This window comes from Natrialba taiwanensis DSM 12281, from assembly GCF_000337595.1.
Taxonomy (GTDB): domain Archaea; phylum Halobacteriota; class Halobacteria; order Halobacteriales; family Natrialbaceae; genus Natrialba; species Natrialba taiwanensis.
Genome location: NZ_AOIL01000019.1, coordinates 55,313 through 72,086 on the forward strand (window position 1 = coordinate 55,313; position 16,774 = coordinate 72,086).

Below are 16,774 nucleotides of genomic sequence, written 5' to 3' on the forward strand. Positions count from 1 at the left end.
TGGCACAATCTTCCAAAGCCGAAATTCAATCTATGACAAAGGAACCGATTGAGGTACTCGACGACTTGGCCGACCAGGTCGCCGATGAGTTCAAGGCGTATAGACAGCCAGACGAGTTCAAGGATGTCTCGCTCGTGATTGAGAACAGCGACGAGGAGCATCCGACGCTGATCGTCCACGTCGATAGGGAGGATGCGGAGGCCCTTGCCGACCGTATTGATGAGTTCCTCCGCGAGCACGGTGCTCGTACTGAACGGGAACGACACTCAGCTACGGATGTCCGTGTGTTAGCAACGGTCGACTGACACCGCCCCTCCAATTTTTTGACTGACTGCAAGCACCGCTGAAGGGCCCTATCTTCACTTCCGATCAAGGGAGTCCCGACCGTTTCAGCTCAGGTGATCAATCTGTGCAGACAGATACTCTTGGAGAGTGGTGACCGTCTCTTCTGAGACAACTGAGGCCCCGAAGTCACTCCGAAATCCGTGCTTGAGTTCGTCGCTCTCTAAGATCTCCAGGCCACGCTCAAGCTGCTCCCGGAGCGCATCGTCGTCCCCTCGCAGCAGGTGGGGCGTGACAGCGTCGAGGTCGATCTCTTCTGCGACTGCCAGGACGTCTCGGAGGTCTGTTTCCCGGCCGCTGTGGAGCTTTGCCGCGACGAGGACTGCCCCATCGATGACTCTGGCCGTCGTCGTCACTGTACCCCCGCTCACCTCCTGTTGGTGGCTGTGGTCGTACAGGTAGTTGAACGACCACTGTGCCTCCGTTTGGCGACACCCAAGTCCGTTTACCAGGAGGTCGAAGCCGATCGGCTGCTGCGGCGTGAGCCGCTTCTCGTACTCAATCACTTCGGTGTCGTAGAACCATTTCTTGGCGTGGCTGTCCGTTTCCTCGAAGTCCCGATGTTCGAGAAACCCGACGAACTCGGCCTTGGAGTCCGGTGCGACGACGATATCGAGGTCTGTGGAGAAGCGAGCATTGAACGCTGAGACAGCGTAACCGCCGACAAGGACGTACTCGTGGCCCTCTTGGGTGAGCTCCTCGAGCAGTTCGATGAGCGTGTCACTTCGGTTGTTGAAGCTCATGGCTGTGCCCGTTCGGTCTCTCGATACGTGACGCCAAGGTCGAGGTTCTCGTACATCCGATCGAGCATCGCCAGCCCCGACTGGAACTGGGCGTAGTTCTCACGCATATACTCGATTGTCTCTGCTCTCGGGATCACCGGGTACCCTTCGACGTGCTCGGTATCGAGTGACGCGCGTGGCTCGAGGACGATCTGCAGCGGTCCGTCCAGCTCGTTTCCGGGCTGTCGCTCGAATGCGGTAGTGAGGCCGAACGACTCGAAAAACGCTTCCCAGGCGTCGACGTCCTGCTCACGGACGGCCAGGAACAGCGGATAGTCATCCGGATTCCGCCCAACTTGGTAGCCGCCTTGGGTCCACACGTAGACGGCGTCGATCCGCGTGAACGCAAACGGCCAGTCGCCGAATTGTGGGATGACGTAGGACTCCTCGATGGTGGGTGGGCTGACGCTGGCGCTGGCAGCGACGAGTTCGCGCGCTGCGTCGCGTACGTGTCCGTCGACGACAGTGAGGCCGTCGTCATAGGTGACGTAGCCTGCGTCTTCGAGCCGATTGACGGCCTGTCTCACCGTCTCGTACGGTGTGTGGAGGTGTTGGGCGACACGACGGATGGAGTCACCGCTCTCGGTGGCGAGGATGATCTGCGCCGCCGTGTCGTCGAGAACCTCGTACATCTGATGGTTACCAATAATCCGGTAATAGTTAAAAGCCTTACTAGACCCTTGATTAGAGTAGCTCCGACAGAGTTGGACCACTCTGGTTTTCATATTGGATGGTTGGATTATGTCGCTATCTTACGCTGTCTACATAATTTAGATATTGTACACAATGTGGATTGCATGTATTGCGCACATTGGCTTGCTGGAAGAAGCGGTAATTGTGGTAAATGTGTGCGCAATGCAGATAATGTGAATTGTGTGAATTACGAATAATTGGTAGGGGTTGGGCAAATGAGGATTGGGTGCATTATCTATATAATGTGAAAAATGTGCGTTGTGTGGATAGCGCACCCAATTTGTCTGACGCAGAATTATGGTGAGTGAGCTTCATTTGCCGCGTATGAGCAGGACAAAACCCACATTATCAACGAAACGTGCGCAACCTTCAATATCTACACAATGTAAATTTCCTACAAAATGTGCAAAATTTACCTTTTGCGGGGGGCTGACCCATGAGTGCTGACGAGTTTGAAGGGCTTCCCGGAGCAGCAGTCTCGTTGCTTAAGGGCGGCGTAGGAAAATCCACGATCGCGCTCAACATCGCTGATCGACTCGCTGCTCGCGGCCATGAGACGGTCCTACTGGATCTGGATAAGGACGGGCACATGACGACCCAGCTTGGGTACGACGATGCGTACGACCGAGATGCTAACCTTGGTGACGCCCTCATCGATGGTGAAGATCCCGAAGAACTGCTTATTGAGACGGACTTCGGTGTTCACCTCCTTCCGTCGAGCAACGAGCTCGAGAACGTTGAGACGAGGTTGAAGGACGAACGGTTCGCAGACGTGAAGCTTCGGAGGAACGTCGTCGATCCGCTCATCCAAAACGGATACGACTACGTGATAATTGATGCCGCAGGCGGCCGCGGGAAACTCTCCGATAATGCCCTCATCGCCGTCCAGCGCGTCATAATCCCGTTGATCCCACGTGCTGGCTCGATTAACGGCCTCAACAAGATGATTGAACGCCAGATTTCTCCAATTCGGCAGAATATCGGGTTAGATATTCTCGCAGTTACCCCCAATATGATTCGAGAAACAATGGGGCAACGCAACGAGCACCGGACTCTCGTTGAAAATCTTAATCGAGAGTTCGGTTCGTTCGTCCCTGAGTACGCTCGTGTCGACCCGGAAATCTTCGATGCCCTCGATGACTCGGGACGCACCATCGAGAGTATTCCGAAGCCAGGGATTCGCGAACGAACCGCGATATCTCGTGCTTTCAAGCAAGGAATGCCCGTCTCGGAGTTCGACGAAGACTGCGACCAGATCCCGAATTTCGACCACTTAGCGGATCTCGTGGAGGAACACAGTCATGCCTAATGAGGACAACCGATTTGGAGACGTCGCTGAACAGCTCAAACAAACGGAGGAAGGGGTAGAATCCGACGACGAACGTACTGATACCGAGGATGAACCGCAACCGGAGGAGGAGATAACTACTGAAGACACAGAGTCGGGGACTGAGTCCGTACCTGATCCGGATGAGGAGGATGTGGACGAATCCACTGGTGGACCGGCCTTCTCCTTTGACGAGACCGATATGCACGGCTTCTATGTCCGGGATGAGACGTGGAATGGCGTTACTCGGATGCGATCTTCGGTAACTGCCGCGTGCTCAATGTTTGATGTCCCCGAGTTTGAGGGAAGAGAGTTCCAAGATGCGTGTCTCCGGGTGATTGCAGATCACGGTGACGAAGTTGCTCTCCAGATACTCCGAGAACGTGGTATCGAAGCTGATGAGGACCGTGTTCAGGAAATTGTGGAGATGCTGAGTGAGCAGGCCACAAACGACTAATCTTGAATCCGACCGATTTCCCCATTATTCGGATATCGGACATATTGTACACAATGTAGATAATGTAAATGCCCATCCGCTTGCTGTCCTGCGATTATTCTCTGCACTGGATACCGACAGCGGTTCCCATTTTAGTATAGCACCATACAATTTATAACAGGATCTAAGTCCGTAGATACGGGGATAGAGACCTCCTAACGTGGAAATACTGGCTATGAGACTTTCCAAACTACTGGTCCTGATTATTCTCGTAATCATGACCACTTTGAAGTACCCCGCCGCCGTCGGTGAAGCACGAATGCTGCAACCGCCTCACGACGGCGCTTCCCCGGGGTAGAGCCGTCGAGACCAGGGTTCGAGTTTGCTCTGGCTCTCCTCAGCCAAGGTAGAAGCGATGGCGAAGGATGCAATTCGATATAGGACTAATGACCTCAACCTATATTAAGGCAAAGCCCGAACTGTGTTGTATGACCGAAGACGAATCGAACTCCGAGGGCCTGATGGAACGCCAGACCACGGGTGAAGACCGCGTGCGGATGACCGCCCGGCAGCTGTCGGAGCCGCGGACGGCAAACTGGATCGCCTCCGAAGCGGGCTGGTCACACGAACCAACTAAGCGCGTCCTCGAGCGACTCGTCGACGACGGCATCCTCCACCGTGACGAAAGCGGTACTCACACGACGTATTACCCTGATTACCGCCGCCAAGCGATGCAGGAGGCGATGCGCCTCCGAGATAGCGGACACACTGTCGAGGAGCTTACGGACCGGCTCGCCAATATGAAGACGCAGATTCGCGACTGGGAGGACGAATTCGGCGTTGAATCACCGAATCAGCTTCGTGGGACGCTCGCTGACGAGTCCCTTGCCGGTGACGAGGAAGACCGTCGCCGTGAGATTGCCCGCGAGTGGGAGCACCTTCAACGGCGTATCCAGATCGTTGGCTTCGCCATCCGCGAATGGGACTTCCTCGCTCCGACAACAGAGCCTGCCGAGGCCAGCAGCTAACGGATGTCGGTCCCGCATCCAGGTGGTGGCCCGAACGCGAACCTATACGCCCAGCTGAAGCGAGATGTCCTCGACCGTGTGCCACAGATTTCGGCGGTCGAGTTCGTACCTGACGATATCGAGGCCAAGGAGCTGCGGGCGGTTTTTGATCCAGCCCGCTTTGATCCCCCAACGGGCCCTGATTCGCCGGAACTGACCGTCAAGTGGTATCGACAGGACCCACACGATTGGTTCCGTATCAACTACACAGACCCGAACACGAGCTTTCACGCCGGCTGGCACCAGGACGAAGACCATCCCGATCTCGGACAGACGCATTTCCAGTACTCAGCTGCCGATACGGAGGACCGCTGGGGGATCACATTTGAACACGAGACTCCTTCCCTGATCCTCTGGGAAATCGTCGAAGCCCTCCTCGAGGATGTTCGTCCGACTTACCAGTACGCGAACGAGGAACCATGACTCCCGATAAGACATCCCGAGAGCGCGCTGAGCAGTCACTTGCGAACTCTTTCGAGCGCTACCTCCAGGACAAGGGGAAAGGCCGCGGTGGGGACGGTGGGAACTATCGACGAAACGCTGCACGCGAGCTCGAGCGGTTCGCCGAGTGGGCCGCCGGCGACCGCGGCGCCGACGACTGGACCGGGATCGTCCCCGACGATGTCGACCGGGAGCCGACCTTCGAAGACCTCGACGAGCGAGTGTTCCGCGAGTACGCGCGGCATCTCGGGGGAGATCGGGGACTCAAGCAGAACACCGTACAAACCTATTACCGCTATATCTCTGCGTGGTGCGGGTGGTGCGTCAACGAAGGGTATCTCGAAGCGCATTTCGCGCAGCGGGCGAGTGCGATGGCGCCGCTGCCGGAGGACGACGGCCGCAAGCCCGGCGACCAGCAGGCCTGGACGTCCGAACAGCGCCACGCCCTCACCCGCCACGTCGACGAACGGGCCCGCGACGCCGTCGAGGCGTACACGACACTCCCGGAGGATACTGGCCCCATCGACAAGCAACGAGCGCGCTACGCGGCGCTGAAGGCGGCTCGTGACCGGGCGCTCGTGTTCGTCCTCGCGTACACAGCTGTCCGCGTCGGCGAACTCCTCCGGGACCCGAACGACCCGCGCCGACGCGGCGTTCGCTGGGAGGATCTCTCGCTCGACGACGGCAGTATGGACGTCTACCGGAAGAAACAGCAGTGGGACGCCGCGAGTCTCCCCGACCCGGTGATCTCGCCGCTGCGGAGTTACCGCCAGCTGATGGACCCGCCGACGGAGCGCTGGCCGGTGTTTCCGACGTTCGACCAACGGACGCTCGCAGGACTTATTCAGGAAGAGCTAGCCGAACGAGGGGAACGCCCGGAGGCGATTACTGAGTACCGTGACGAATACGCTCGCGACCTGCTGCTGGCACTCGATGAGGACATTCGGCCGCCGTCGATCACGACGGACGGCGCACGGTCGATTCTCCAACGGCTCTCGGAGGCCGCGGAGATCGACATCGACCATCCGAAACACGATTATCTTGCTCCGCACGGTGGACGACGTGGCATGGGTGAGGTGCTTGTCCGCGCGTTCGGGTACACGGTCGCAGCCCGGTATCTCGATAACTCGGAGGAGATGGTTCGGGAGCGATATTCGCACATCGAGGCCGGAGAACTCGGCGACGTCGCAACAGAGGCGCTCTCAGAGATTGATGGGTAATTAACGGTACTCCCAGGCACCGAGTTTTCGGCACTACACTCTTGTCAGTACCTCTCGAACTATTTCGTATGCCTGACAACGTTCTCGTCCCCTTGGACGGCTCCCCGCTTGCCGAGCGTGCACTCATGTACGCACTCGAGACCTTTCCGAACGCCACGATCACCACAATTTACGTCATCAACCCGATCGACTCGGTAATCGATGTAGAGGCCGGTGGCTTGCCAGTCGCAGAGGACTGGTACGATGCCGCCCAGGACCGGGCGACCGAGATTCACACGACCGCGACGGATCTTGCGGCAGAACACGATATTGTGCTCGATACTGTCACTGAAGTCGGGAAACCAGCGCGTGAGATTCTCGACTACGTTGCCGACAACGGCATCGATCAGATCGTTATGGGTAGCCACGGTCGGTCAGGCCTAGACCGGACGTTCCTCGGAAGTGTCGCCGAGACAGTCACCCGCCGAGCACAGATCCCGGTAACAATCATTGGATGAGATTCTCGACCCGGATACCGAAATCGGGATCGGACGAAGACTCGCGGCCACACCTAAAACGTGAAATCAAACCAAATCATAGGTATGGAGAACGTGTCTGTTACTGAATCACCATCCCTCTCGACGTACACTATCCATATTGAACGACGAGGTGGTCGTGGGGATACGGGAGCTCGGGCACTCGAAAGCCACCTCAAGCGTCTCTCCGGCGTCCACGATGTCGATGTTTCGTTTCGAACAGGGGACGCCCGGATCACCTACGATGGGAGCGTCATCTCGGAAGAAACGATTCGAGACGCTGTCCGCGACCGGAACGTGACGATTCAGGAGGAATCTGAGACGGTCACGGATGACGTGAGCACCCGCTCGGAACTTCGGCGGGAGGCCGTGTTCGTCGGCCTGACGCTCCTTGGGATGGTGACTGGTCTCGTGACGGGATGGCTCGAAGGACCACAGCTCCTCATGTGGGCTGGCTACGGCGTTGCATACGTCTTCGGCGGGGGGTACGGGCTTAAAGGCGCGATCGAGACGCTGCGTCACCGTGCGGTCGACATCGATCTGTTGATGATCGTTGCCGCGCTCGGCGCCCTCTCGATTGGTGCCCCGTTCGAGGGCGCAATGCTGCTATTCCTATTCTCGCTGTCGAACACGCTCCAGCACTACGCCATCGGCCGCTCGCGCCGGGCGATAAAGTCGCTCGTCGAGATGCGACCGGACGAGGCGCGTGTCCTCCGCGACGGTGAGGAGGTCACCATGCCTATCGACGAGGTTGCCGTCGGTGACGTGTTCGTTGTTCGGCCCGGCGACAAAATTCCGCTCGACGGCGTCGTCACGTCCGGCGAGGGAACCGTCGACCAGGCGTCGCTCACTGGTGAATCAGTCCCCGTACCGAAGGAACCCGGTGACGAGGTGTTCGGTGGGACGATCAACGAGAGCGGCAGCCTCGAGATAGAGGTCACACGACAGGCCCACGAGTCGGCGATCAGCCGCCTCATCACCATGGTCGAAGAGGCTCAGAGCGAGAAAGCACCGACACAGCGCCTCATCGACCACCTCGAACAGCCGTACGTCCTCGGCGTGTTCGCACTCACGATCGCGGCGATCGTGATTCCGCTCACGCTCGGAAGCGAGTTCACCAGCACGTTCTACCGCGCGATGACGCTGATGGTCGCTGCCTCGCCGTGTGCCGTCATCATTTCCACGCCAGCAGCAGTGTTATCGGCGATCGCCTCCGGCGGGAGGCAGGGCGTTTTGTTCAAGGGTGGCGAACACGTCGAGACCGCCGCGAACATCGATGCGGTCGCGTTCGACAAGACGGGCACGCTCACGCGGGGTGAGACAGAGTTGACGGACGTGTTCGTCCGGGACGACCTTGCAGATGAGTCTCTGACACCGGACGAACTGCTTTCGCTTGCGGCCGCCGTACAGGCCCGCTCGGAGCACCACCTCGCCCGTGCGACCGTAGCGGAAGCCGAAGACCGTGCACTCGACGTTCCCGACGCGCGGCGGTTTCAGTCAAACGCCGGGAAAGGCGTCCGTGCCGACGTCGATGACGGGATCATCCACATCGGGAATCGAAGTTACGTCGACACGGTTCTCGAAGACGCTACGATCGAGGGGATCGAACCGGGTCTTGACCAGCTCCTGTCCTTGGAGGCAGAAGGAAAAACGAGCGTCGTCGTCGTCCGCGAACATGGAAATGACGTCACGGTGTTGGGGTGGCTGGCGTTCACCGACACAGTCCGCCCTGGGGCTGCAGAGATGATCGAGGACCTCCGATCGCTCGGCGTGGAGCACATCGTCATGCTGACCGGCGACAACGAACGTGTCGCACAGCAGATCGCCGACGAGGTTGGCATCGACGAGGTGCAGGCAGAACTGCTTCCGGAGGAGAAGGTGGCTACCATCGAAGAGCTGGTCGAGCGGTACGAGAACGTGGCGATGGTCGGTGACGGGGTGAACGACGCACCTGCACTGGCCACGGCGACGCTCGGCATCGCGATGGGTGGCGCCGGGACCGACGTCGCGCTCGAGACCGCTGACGTGGTCTTGATGGGTGACGACATCGGGAAGATCCCCTACGTGCTCGGACTTGGTCGCCGGACGCGCCGGACGTTGACTGTCAATCTCGCAATCGCCTTCGGTGCGATCGCGTTGATGGTCGGCACGATTCTGTGGCGGGGGATCCCATTACCGCTGGCCGTGATCGGCCACGAGGGGTCGACGGTCCTCGTGTCTCTGAATGGCCTTCGGTTACTTGGCTTCCGCGAGTAGGATGTCAGGGGCAGTCACACTGTCTCGACGGTGAAAAGCGAGTCGTCACTAAGGACGGCCTGCACGCGGCGGTGCCAGTCCTCCGCGAACGCCTTGCGCTGCTCGTCGCTTGCGGACCCGGCGAGAATCGTCTGAAGATTCCCAACTGCGGGACCGCCGTCAGGAACATCGCTAACGTGGTAGGTCACTTCAACAGTCTCGTCCGTGTCGGTCCGCCGAAACTGGAATGTCGGCTCCGGGGTGGCTGCCTCGAACCCATCGAAGTGTAGGAGTCCCTGTCGGCCACCGTAGCCGCCAGTGAGTCCGCTAAATCCGTCATCTTGGGTTGCACCGGTGACGTACGAGATGATACGACTCATCACGCCGTACGTCGCGTCCTCCCGAGAGCCTGCCGCCTGGACCTCGATTTCGCTTCGGATTGGATAGTCGTCGGGATACAGGGCATCGAGCCCGAGCTGGACGATCCGGTAGGCGCCCGAGGCAGTCGGACAGGAGTGACCGGCCTCTTTCACCGCGTCCGTGTAGGTGACGACGAACGGATCGCCTGGTGTGAGGACGCCGAGGGCCTCCGCGACGGGGTCGCGGATTTCGATCGGGTCGGCGTCGTAGTCGACCTGCCAGTCGGTGCTAGTGTGCGTCGCGTCAGTCGCAGGTGAATTTGTTGTCATTGGTTGTGGAGATTAGTGTCGCAGCAGTCGCATCCCGTTGAGGATGACGAGGAGAACGCTGGCTTCGTGGACGAGCATCCCGGCGGCGAGCGTGACGTAACTCGTGAGCACGCCCGCCAGCAGGACGGTCACGGTCAGTACCGCGAGCCCGACGTTCTCGAGGACGTTCCAGCGGGTCGCCTTGCTCAGCGTGACGGCGTAGGGGATGCGTTCGAGATCGTCGGCCATCAGCGCCATGTCAGCCGTCTCGATGGCGGTGTCCGTGCCGGCAGCGCCCATCGCGATACCGACGTCGGCGGTCGCCAGCGACGGCGCGTCGTTGATGCCATCGCCGACCATCGCAACGACGTGGCCGTCGGCCTGGTATTCTTCGATGACGGTCTGTTTTTCCTCGGGGAGGAGTTCGGCGCGGTACTCGTCGATGCCCACTTCCCCTGCGACGGCACTTGCCGTCCGCTCGTTGTCGCCGGTGAGCATCACCGTCTCGATGCCGGCATCCTGAAGCGCCGCTACGACGCCAGGAGCGGCCTCTCGAAGTTCGTCTCGCATGGCGATCACGCCGATGACGCTGCCGTCTCGCACGACGTGGACGACCGTCTCACCGCGTTCCTCGCGGCCACGGACGTACTCGGCGATGTGATCCGGGATGTCGATGCTGCGGTCGTCGAGCAGCGCCCGGTTCCCAACGACGACCTCGTGGCCGTCCGTATGGGCGACGACACCCATTCCGGCGACCACGTCGAAATCATCCGGATCCGGAACCGACCGGTGTTCGGCGCTCGTGGCATCGGAATGGGCGACCGCAGTTCCGCCATCGGTTGCGGCGGTCGGACGGTCGCGTGCTGCGTCGACGATGGCGTCGGCGAGGTGGTGTTCGCTTTTCTTCTCGGCGGTCGCCGCGAGCGAGATTACCTCGTCGTCGTCGATGTCGAACCCCTCGACGTCGGCGACGGTGGTCCCACCTTTCGTGAGGGTGCCAGTCTTGTCGAAGGTAACGAGGTCGGTCTTGCCGGCACGTTCGAGGTGTTCGCCACCCTTCATCAGGACGCCCGAGCGGGCGGCGTTCCCGATGGCCGAGACGATACTGACCGGCGGTCCGATGACCAGCGCACCGGGACAGCCGATGACCAACAGCGTCAGCGACAGGATTGCGTTCTGCGTGACCGCGTACGCGCTGATAGCGAGCACGATGACGGCCGGGGTGTAGTACTTCGCGAACCGGTCGATGAGGCTCTCCGTGGGCGACTGGGCCTCCTGGGCCTCCTCGACGCGGCGGATGATGCGTTCGAGCGTCGTATCCGAGCCCGCACCCGTCGTCCGGACCTCTAGTGCGCCTTCCTGGTTGACCGTCCCCGCGTAGACTTCGTCGCCGTCGGCCTTGTGAACGGGCGCGCTCTCGCCGGTGACCGGGGCCTGATTGACGGCACTCTCGCCGTCGACGACGCTCCCGTCGACCGGGATCTTCCCGCCCGGCTTCACGAGGACAACTTCACCCTCCTCGACGTCGCGGGCAGGTACTTCTTGGAGGTCTCCGTCGCGACGGACGGTCGCCGTGTCGGGCGTCATCTCCAGAAGTTCTTGGAGGGCCGTCCGGGTCTTCCGCATCGTCCGGCCTTCTAGGTAGCTGCCGAGGCTGAACAGGAAGACGACGGCGGCGGCCTCCCAATATTCGCCGATGACGATGGCACCAATGGCCGCCAAGGTCACGAGCGTCTTGATGCCGAGCGTTCGGTTGGTGACCTCGTAGTAGGCGGTTTTGGCGATGTCGTAGCCGCCGATGATCGCCGCGAGGATGAGAATACCGGCACTCGCTGTATCGAAGCCGGTGAAGTGGCCGAGGCTCCAGCCGCCACCGTAGAGCAGGCCGCTGGACGCCGTGACGATGGCTTTCCGGTTCTTCCGGTAGTACTGTGTGATCGGTTGTGCGTTCATTGATCTAGGCGGGCTGGGGCGTGTAGCCCTGGTTTTCGATGGCTTGTGCGAAGGCGTCGGGGTCAGCGACGTCGTCGTCGTACTCGATCTCGACTCGGCCGGTCGTGTAGTGGACTTTCACATTCTGGACGCCGTCGACGTTCGAGAGGGCGCGTTCAACGGTGCTCGCGCATGTCGGGCAGTCGAAGTTAATCACACGGAGTTGGGTTGTTTCGTTCATCACAGTTCTACGTAGCACCCGGACCGCCATATACATTTTTTAAATGATATGTTTGAATAGGGACATAGGTCGTTGGAACAGTCCAATAGGTCGTCTAGGGCTTCGACTCGATCCGACAGCAGGCCAGTCGTCCGGTCGAAGCGTTCGACAGCAGTGTTCGCCGCTACCTTTTCCCGCACGTGTCTCGCAGTCCCATTATGAGCAGTTCCGGTGCCGACCACCATCTCGACGACATCGCAATCAGGGATACCCGCGTCTCGGACGCCATCGACGAACCGATGCGGGCGATGATCCTCGACATACTGGCCGATGAGGCACGGACGGCCGGCGAGGTTCATGACCGACTCGCTGACCGGGGTATCGAACGCACCGAAAACACCGTTCGACACCACATCAACGAACTCCGTGATTCGGGACTCGTGGACGTCGTCCGCTTCGAGGAAGGGCGTGGCGGCACGACGAAGTACTACCACGCGAACACGATCGTCCTCTCGTACTCCCTGCCCGACACCGCTGATGCCGCCGTCGAGGAGATGACCGACGCGATCCAGCCAGAGATTACAGAGGCACTGAACCGGCTTACCGGGGAGTACGAGGAGTCTATCGAGGAGATCACGAGGGAGATGCAGCCGTGCGACCACTGTCGGGATCAGAAGTACGAGACGTACGTCCTGTTGACAGTCCTGCGGCAAGCGTTCGTCCGCGCCCACCGGGAACCGTAAGCCAAGCCAGCGGCTCAGCAGTGGTGGTAGCCCACTCCCTCGGGCAACTGAGATCGGATTCCAAATCGAAAATCAGCGAACTCGAATTGACGCTGCAGACGGCCGTCAGTCGTCGTCTTCCGCCATCACCCGGTTGGGAATCGTGTCCTCTCCCAGAGTCTCCGCCGGGTCAGAGACGTCCCGGAGCGTGAACCGCTTTTTCACCATGTCGTAGGCGAACACGAGTGTCCCGATGATGATGATGAGCGTGTCACCCGGAAGCCGCGCCCAGAACAGGAGCTGGATGATCTCGCTGTTGTAGAAGGCGAGGCTCCGAGCGGCACCGTAGGTTTGCGTGAACGCCGTCTCGAGTTGGAGGAACCCGACCGGGAGCACCGAGACGAACACCATGACGGCCAGTCCCACGTTCCAAAGCCAGAACGACCAGCGGAGTCGACGCTCCGCGAATATCGGGTCTTGTTCGGCGATTTGCCCTTCGACTATCTGGAAGACGTTCACCATCCACAGCTATAAACGGATCAGGGCTGTATTTTCGTTGTATGACAAATGAGCGAGTAACCGAGCTCCTCCAGCGAGCGTATAGTGACGAAATCGAGACCGTGATGAACTACTTGACGAACTCCATCGTCCTCGACGGAGTCAGCGCGGAGGAGGTAAAACAGAGCCTCGAGGCAGACGTTCAGGAGGAACTGAATCACGCTCAAATGTTGGGCAACCGCCTCAAACAACTCGACGAGCGCCCACCTGCATCCGCCGATTTCGAAGCTCGTCAGGAAAGTCTTCAACCACCGGAAGACAGTACTGACGTCGTGTCGGTCATCGACGGCGTCTTAGACGCCGAAGAGGACGCCATTCAGATGTACCGCGACCTCATTACAGCCGCTACTGATGCCGATGACCCAGTCACCGAAGATCTCGCAGTCACAATTCTGAGCGACGAAGAGGCCCACCGTACGGAGTTCCGCGGCTTCAGACGCGAATACAAACAGGACTGAAGTGGTAACGACTACCCTCGTCGGTCCTTGCAGCGCTGTGGCTTTGTTGAAATCCTATCATTCCAACATTTGTCTCGCTGGAATAACCGTTAGGTAGGTGTGCGAACTGAGCAGATTGGCAGTCAAAACAGGACGGGGTATAATTGATGCTACCGGTGAGAGTGAGTTGGCTTAGTCGTCATCGTCGTCATCATCATCATCGTCGTCGTCATCGTCGTCACCGCTTTGGGTCTGTTGGCTCTGTTGCGATAATTCGGTCGTCTCTCCGGAGATTTCACCGTCAACTTCGGCAGTCGGATGGAGTTCGACAGTATTCGCGGTAACGTCGCCGTCTACCTCCGTGTCTTCTTCGAGGCGAACGTTCCCGTCCGCGTCCGGAATTGGTTCGAGGTCGTCTCGTTCGAAGAGCGAGACGCCCGCTTCGAGGTCACCATCGACTTCCGCGTCTGATTGAAGCAGTACGTCACCGCCTGCTGCGATGATTCCGTCGATTTCTGCCTCCTCTTGGAGCGCGACATGCCCTCCTGCAGTTACATCGTCATCGACTGCTGCATCCGCTTCGAGGCGAACATGCTGGCCCGCTGTAACGGTTCCATCAACCTCAGCATCTTCTTCGAGGACGACCGACCCGTCCGCAACGAGGTTGCCATCAAGTTCGACATCAGCAGTGACGACGACGTTGCCACCGCTCTCTACGTCGTCATCAGTATCACTGTCGATGAGTACGTCCGCGTTCTCTCGGTTCTCGATGGGCCACGAGTCATCGAGTTCCGCCGAGTCGAGCGGACTATACTCCGTCTCTTGGGGAGTCGTCTCACTCCCCTCTTGGGCGGCACTGACACCCACAAGTCCAGCAGTGACTATTCCCCCGGTCAGCGCAAGCACCTTTCGCCGATGCAGTTGATTGTCCACACGGTGGCAGAAGGTGCGCAGAGGTAAAAAGGAGCAGTGAAGAACAGCCACAGAAAGTAAGTACTTGATATATAAAGTCACTAGACTATTCAATCGTCTACTTTCAAAAATGACTGGTTCGGCGAAAGCGCGTTCAGAGAAATCACATGAAACTCGTAATCACTACCTCTCCTATATCTACCGTTCAAAGTACCTTGTCGATGTTGTGAGTGAGACAGCCAACAACGAGTTCCCGGAACTGCTTCCACCAGCGTCGTGAACGGACGAATGCACCGTACTTGCGCTTGAGTCGAGAGTTCACCGTCTCGTTCTGACTACGCTGCCCGTAGAGATCAGAGTTCAACCGAGCGTTCCACGCCTTCTGGAGCGACGAAAACTCGCGGTCCAAATATTGACTCTCTATGGAGAGATGGTAAGCCCATCTTCGGCCACGATCACGTCTCCATCGAATACTGACTCGGCGTCTCGGCGCATCGATTCGAGATCACGGTACGGCATGATGTGCGTGAGAACGAGCGTCTCGACGCCAGCGTCCTGGGCGAGTTCTCCCGCGTCTGTGGCATCACAGTGATTGGCCGTCAGCGTCGATTGGTCCAGGTCTCGTTCTCCCTCGGCATACCGTTGCCAGACGAACTGGTTGTCCTCGTCCGGCACGCGGTCTTTGTCGACTGGGGCGGTGTTACAGTCCTGAACGAGGACGTCTGCATCAGAAGCGAATTCGGCGAGCGATGGGATCTTCCGCGTGTCGCCGGAGAAGACGAACGACGAACCGGTTTCGTGTTCGGTAAACCGATATGCGTACGTCTCGATGGAATGTTCGACTGGGAGTGCGTCGACGTCCCAACCGTCCATCTCCCGACTGAACTCCTCTGTCACGAGTTCGGTTTCGATGTTCGAGATGCCATCAGTCGGATAGATGTCTTTGCGGTACTCGATATCCTCTGCGTAGACGTCGTACAGCGCGTCGACGAGCCGGTCGGTGCCGTCGGGTCCGTAGACGGTGAGCGATTCGCGGCCACCCTCGGTCCAACTCGTGAACGCGAAGTGGAAGAACGACGCGTTGTGGTCCAGGTGGTGGTGAGTGAAGAACATCGTCTCGATCTCTCCAAATGGAATTCGCGCATCCATGAGGCCGTAGACGGTGTTTGGCCCACAGTCAATCAGAACGCGTTCGTCTGCGATGTCAACGACGATGCTCGTGCCACCACGCTCGGGAATTGGGATGGGACTTCCCGTACCGACGAGGGTGATTTCCATAATCGTTCTACGGGACAAAGCCGTTTGTACGTTCGCACCGTCGCTCGGATCACAGGGTTCCTCCGACGGATAGGCATCACTACTGTAGATGTCACGCTTCGCTGAGACGGCCCCAGAGACTCGCAACTGGGCCCGAGATGACGAGACTGAGGAGTCCGAACGCAACGATGATGGTGAGCACGCCCGGGTCGCGGAAACTCGTCGTGGCGATGAGCAACGCGATGGCAACGTTTCGCGCGGCGGTCGTCGTCGCGAGGACTTCCCGCGTGCCTTTACCTGGGCCGCCGAGGACGTATCCGAGGAGTAACGCAGCGCCGACGACAGCGACCGAGATGAACAGTGTCCCGGTACCGACGAGCTGGATCATTTCGCCGGCATAGACGAGCGTCAAGAGGATAACCAGGAGAACGAGCAAGACGGTCGAGAGTCGCTGGATCGGTGGATGCAATCGAGTTGCAACTGACTGAAAGCGCGCTTTGACGCCGAGGCCACCGATCAGAGGGATCAGCTGCGTCACGACGACGATTCGGGCGATTCCGAGCGGGTCAGCTGAGACATCGCCGGGCATGAGGAGTGCCACCGTAATCGGTATCGTCGCGACGGAGACGACACCCAGTACAGCCATCAGTCCGCTCGCGAACGCGACGTCGCTGTTCGAGATCTCGGCTAGTTTCGGACCAAAGGGTGCTCCCGGGGCCATGGCGATCAACAGGAGTCCGACGACGTGACCGGTCTCCATCGGAACAACAATGACAAATACGAACGCCAGCAGCGGAACGAGGACGAGATTCACGAGTAGTGATTTCGCCAGCAGCCACCGTTGTCCGAGTGATATGAGGATCTCGTTGGTCGTCAACGCAAGCCCCATCGAAAGCATCGTCGCAAGCACGAAGACGACCGTCACAAAATCGATGACTGCGGTGACTGTTATCGGCCCCATTCGCCTACCACCGTATTTCGTGGGTTGGAGAGAAAAGTGGCCCGCACGT

The 16,774-nt window shown here is 59.2% G+C and carries 18 protein-coding genes and 2 pseudogenes; 10 read left to right on the plus strand and 10 right to left on the minus strand.

The window, feature by feature from the left end; translation table 11 throughout:
- Positions 1–32: 32 nt before the first annotated feature.
- Positions 33–305: a hypothetical protein gene (locus tag C484_RS06960; RefSeq protein WP_006825236.1), complete on the plus strand. Its 273-nt coding sequence runs from the start codon at positions 33–35 to the stop codon at positions 303–305.
- Between the two features lie 84 nt (positions 306–389).
- Here the strand turns inward: C484_RS06960 and C484_RS06965 are convergent, their stop codons facing one another.
- Together C484_RS06965 and C484_RS06970 are read right to left on the minus strand one after the other, a co-directional pair.
- On the minus strand, positions 390–1,085 hold the full coding sequence (locus C484_RS06965; protein ID WP_006825237.1) for a hypothetical protein: 696 nt from the start codon (positions 1,083–1,085) through the stop codon (positions 390–392).
- Complete coding sequence (locus C484_RS06970) at positions 1,082–1,756, minus strand: helix-turn-helix domain-containing protein (RefSeq protein ID WP_006825238.1); 675 nt, start codon at positions 1,754–1,756, stop codon at positions 1,082–1,084. The genes C484_RS06965 and C484_RS06970 overlap by 4 nt, the downstream gene beginning before the upstream one ends.
- 497 nt (positions 1,757–2,253) lie before the next feature.
- On the opposite strand from C484_RS06970, the gene C484_RS06975 reads away from it, so the two are divergent.
- The 7 genes from C484_RS06975 (at position 2,254) to C484_RS07005 (ending at position 9,079) form a co-directional block, all read left to right on the plus strand.
- Positions 2,254–3,126 (plus strand): ParA family protein, encoded by an 873-nt coding sequence (locus C484_RS06975; protein WP_006825239.1) that lies wholly within the window; start codon positions 2,254–2,256, stop codon positions 3,124–3,126.
- Complete coding sequence (locus C484_RS06980; RefSeq protein ID WP_006825240.1) at positions 3,119–3,601, plus strand: hypothetical protein; 483 nt, start codon at positions 3,119–3,121, stop codon at positions 3,599–3,601. Before C484_RS06975 ends, C484_RS06980 begins: the two co-directional genes overlap by 8 nt.
- 425 nt (positions 3,602–4,026) lie before the next feature.
- Complete coding sequence (locus C484_RS06985; RefSeq protein ID WP_006825241.1) at positions 4,027–4,608, plus strand: DUF7342 family protein; 582 nt, start codon at positions 4,027–4,029, stop codon at positions 4,606–4,608.
- Between the two features lie 3 nt (positions 4,609–4,611).
- The gene (locus C484_RS06990; protein ID WP_006667194.1) at positions 4,612–5,070 is read left to right on the plus strand and encodes a hypothetical protein; all 459 of its coding nucleotides are present in this window, start codon (positions 4,612–4,614) and stop codon (positions 5,068–5,070) included.
- Positions 5,067–6,308 carry a phage integrase SAM-like domain-containing protein gene (locus C484_RS06995; RefSeq protein WP_006667195.1) on the plus strand — a complete coding sequence of 414 codons (1,242 nt, stop codon included), beginning with the start codon at positions 5,067–5,069 and terminating at the stop codon, positions 6,306–6,308. Before C484_RS06990 ends, C484_RS06995 begins: the two co-directional genes overlap by 4 nt.
- 68 nt (positions 6,309–6,376) lie before the next feature.
- Positions 6,377–6,805: a universal stress protein gene (locus C484_RS07000; RefSeq protein WP_006667196.1), complete on the plus strand. Its 429-nt coding sequence runs from the start codon at positions 6,377–6,379 to the stop codon at positions 6,803–6,805.
- Positions 6,806–6,889: 84 nt separating this feature from the next.
- Positions 6,890–9,079: a heavy metal translocating P-type ATPase gene (locus C484_RS07005; RefSeq protein ID WP_006667197.1), complete on the plus strand. Its 2,190-nt coding sequence runs from the start codon at positions 6,890–6,892 to the stop codon at positions 9,077–9,079.
- A 14-nt stretch (positions 9,080–9,093) separates the two neighbouring features.
- On the opposite strand, the gene C484_RS07010 is transcribed toward C484_RS07005, so the two are convergent.
- Genes C484_RS07010 through C484_RS07020 form a run of 3 tightly spaced genes read right to left on the minus strand, consistent with a single transcriptional unit; the run spans position 9,094 to position 11,899 of the window.
- A complete protein-coding gene (locus tag C484_RS07010) occupies positions 9,094–9,747 on the minus strand; it encodes an FmdE family protein (protein ID WP_006667199.1) in 654 nt (217 codons plus the stop codon).
- 12 nt (positions 9,748–9,759) lie between these two features.
- The gene (locus tag C484_RS07015; protein WP_006667200.1) at positions 9,760–11,679 is read right to left on the minus strand and encodes a heavy metal translocating P-type ATPase; all 1,920 of its coding nucleotides are present in this window, start codon (positions 11,677–11,679) and stop codon (positions 9,760–9,762) included.
- A 4-nt stretch (positions 11,680–11,683) separates the two neighbouring features.
- Positions 11,684–11,899 carry a heavy-metal-associated domain-containing protein gene (locus C484_RS07020; protein WP_006825242.1) on the minus strand — a complete coding sequence of 72 codons (216 nt, stop codon included), beginning with the start codon at positions 11,897–11,899 and terminating at the stop codon, positions 11,684–11,686.
- A 197-nt stretch (positions 11,900–12,096) separates the two neighbouring features.
- On the opposite strand from C484_RS07020, the gene C484_RS07025 reads away from it, so the two are divergent.
- The gene (locus C484_RS07025) at positions 12,097–12,621 is read left to right on the plus strand and encodes an ArsR/SmtB family transcription factor (protein ID WP_006825243.1); all 525 of its coding nucleotides are present in this window, start codon (positions 12,097–12,099) and stop codon (positions 12,619–12,621) included.
- A gap of 105 nt (positions 12,622–12,726) precedes the next feature.
- Here the strand turns inward: C484_RS07025 and C484_RS07030 are convergent.
- A pseudogene (locus tag C484_RS07030) lies at positions 12,727–13,053 on the minus strand (nitric-oxide reductase large subunit); the annotation flags it as partial.
- 107 nt (positions 13,054–13,160) lie between these two features.
- On the opposite strand from C484_RS07030, the gene C484_RS07035 reads away from it, so the two are divergent.
- Positions 13,161–13,616, plus strand: a complete 456-nt coding sequence (locus tag C484_RS07035) for a ferritin-like domain-containing protein (protein ID WP_006825245.1) — start codon at positions 13,161–13,163, stop codon at positions 13,614–13,616.
- Positions 13,617–13,787: 171 nt separating this feature from the next.
- On the opposite strand, the gene C484_RS07040 is transcribed toward C484_RS07035, so the two are convergent.
- The 4 genes and pseudogenes from C484_RS07040 to C484_RS07050 all read right to left on the minus strand — a co-directional run bounded on the left by C484_RS07040 (position 13,788) and on the right by C484_RS07050 (position 16,725).
- Positions 13,788–14,528: a polymer-forming cytoskeletal protein gene (locus C484_RS07040; protein WP_239640934.1), complete on the minus strand. Its 741-nt coding sequence runs from the start codon at positions 14,526–14,528 to the stop codon at positions 13,788–13,790.
- A 184-nt stretch (positions 14,529–14,712) separates the two neighbouring features.
- A pseudogene (locus C484_RS22085) lies at positions 14,713–14,913 on the minus strand (IS5/IS1182 family transposase); the annotation flags it as partial.
- Positions 14,914–14,927: 14 nt separating this feature from the next.
- Positions 14,928–15,785: an MBL fold metallo-hydrolase gene (locus tag C484_RS07045; RefSeq protein WP_006825248.1), complete on the minus strand. Its 858-nt coding sequence runs from the start codon at positions 15,783–15,785 to the stop codon at positions 14,928–14,930.
- Positions 15,786–15,876: 91 nt separating this feature from the next.
- The gene (locus C484_RS07050; protein ID WP_006825249.1) at positions 15,877–16,725 is read right to left on the minus strand and encodes a bile acid:sodium symporter family protein; all 849 of its coding nucleotides are present in this window, start codon (positions 16,723–16,725) and stop codon (positions 15,877–15,879) included.
- Positions 16,726–16,774: the final 49 nt, after the last annotated feature.

Excerpts from the sequence above, each read along its gene's own strand:
- C484_RS07045 (WP_006825248.1), bottom strand. The coding sequence starts at position 15,785 with ATGGAAATCACCCTCGTCGGTACGGGAAGTCCCATCCCAATTCCCGAG.
- C484_RS07005 (WP_006667197.1), top strand. The coding sequence starts at position 6,890 with ATGGAGAACGTGTCTGTTACTGAATCACCATCCCTCTCGACGTACACT.
- C484_RS06975 (WP_006825239.1), top strand. The coding sequence starts at position 2,254 with ATGAGTGCTGACGAGTTTGAAGGGCTTCCCGGAGCAGCAGTCTCGTTG.
- C484_RS06960 (WP_006825236.1), top strand. The coding sequence starts at position 33 with ATGACAAAGGAACCGATTGAGGTACTCGACGACTTGGCCGACCAGGTC.
- C484_RS06995 (WP_006667195.1), top strand. The coding sequence starts at position 5,067 with ATGACTCCCGATAAGACATCCCGAGAGCGCGCTGAGCAGTCACTTGCG.
- C484_RS06965 (WP_006825237.1), bottom strand. The coding sequence starts at position 1,085 with ATGAGCTTCAACAACCGAAGTGACACGCTCATCGAACTGCTCGAGGAG.
- C484_RS07010 (WP_006667199.1), bottom strand. The coding sequence starts at position 9,747 with ATGACAACAAATTCACCTGCGACTGACGCGACGCACACTAGCACCGAC.
- C484_RS07035 (WP_006825245.1), top strand. The coding sequence starts at position 13,161 with ATGACAAATGAGCGAGTAACCGAGCTCCTCCAGCGAGCGTATAGTGAC.
- C484_RS07050 (WP_006825249.1), bottom strand. The coding sequence starts at position 16,725 with ATGGGGCCGATAACAGTCACCGCAGTCATCGATTTTGTGACGGTCGTC.
- C484_RS07000 (WP_006667196.1), top strand. The coding sequence starts at position 6,377 with ATGCCTGACAACGTTCTCGTCCCCTTGGACGGCTCCCCGCTTGCCGAG.
- C484_RS06990 (WP_006667194.1), top strand. The coding sequence starts at position 4,612 with ATGTCGGTCCCGCATCCAGGTGGTGGCCCGAACGCGAACCTATACGCC.
- C484_RS07025 (WP_006825243.1), top strand. The coding sequence starts at position 12,097 with ATGAGCAGTTCCGGTGCCGACCACCATCTCGACGACATCGCAATCAGG.
- C484_RS06970 (WP_006825238.1), bottom strand. The coding sequence starts at position 1,756 with ATGTACGAGGTTCTCGACGACACGGCGGCGCAGATCATCCTCGCCACC.
- C484_RS06980 (WP_006825240.1), top strand. The coding sequence starts at position 3,119 with ATGCCTAATGAGGACAACCGATTTGGAGACGTCGCTGAACAGCTCAAA.
- C484_RS06985 (WP_006825241.1), top strand. The coding sequence starts at position 4,027 with ATGACCTCAACCTATATTAAGGCAAAGCCCGAACTGTGTTGTATGACC.
- C484_RS07015 (WP_006667200.1), bottom strand. The coding sequence starts at position 11,679 with ATGAACGCACAACCGATCACACAGTACTACCGGAAGAACCGGAAAGCC.
- C484_RS07020 (WP_006825242.1), bottom strand. The coding sequence starts at position 11,899 with ATGAACGAAACAACCCAACTCCGTGTGATTAACTTCGACTGCCCGACA.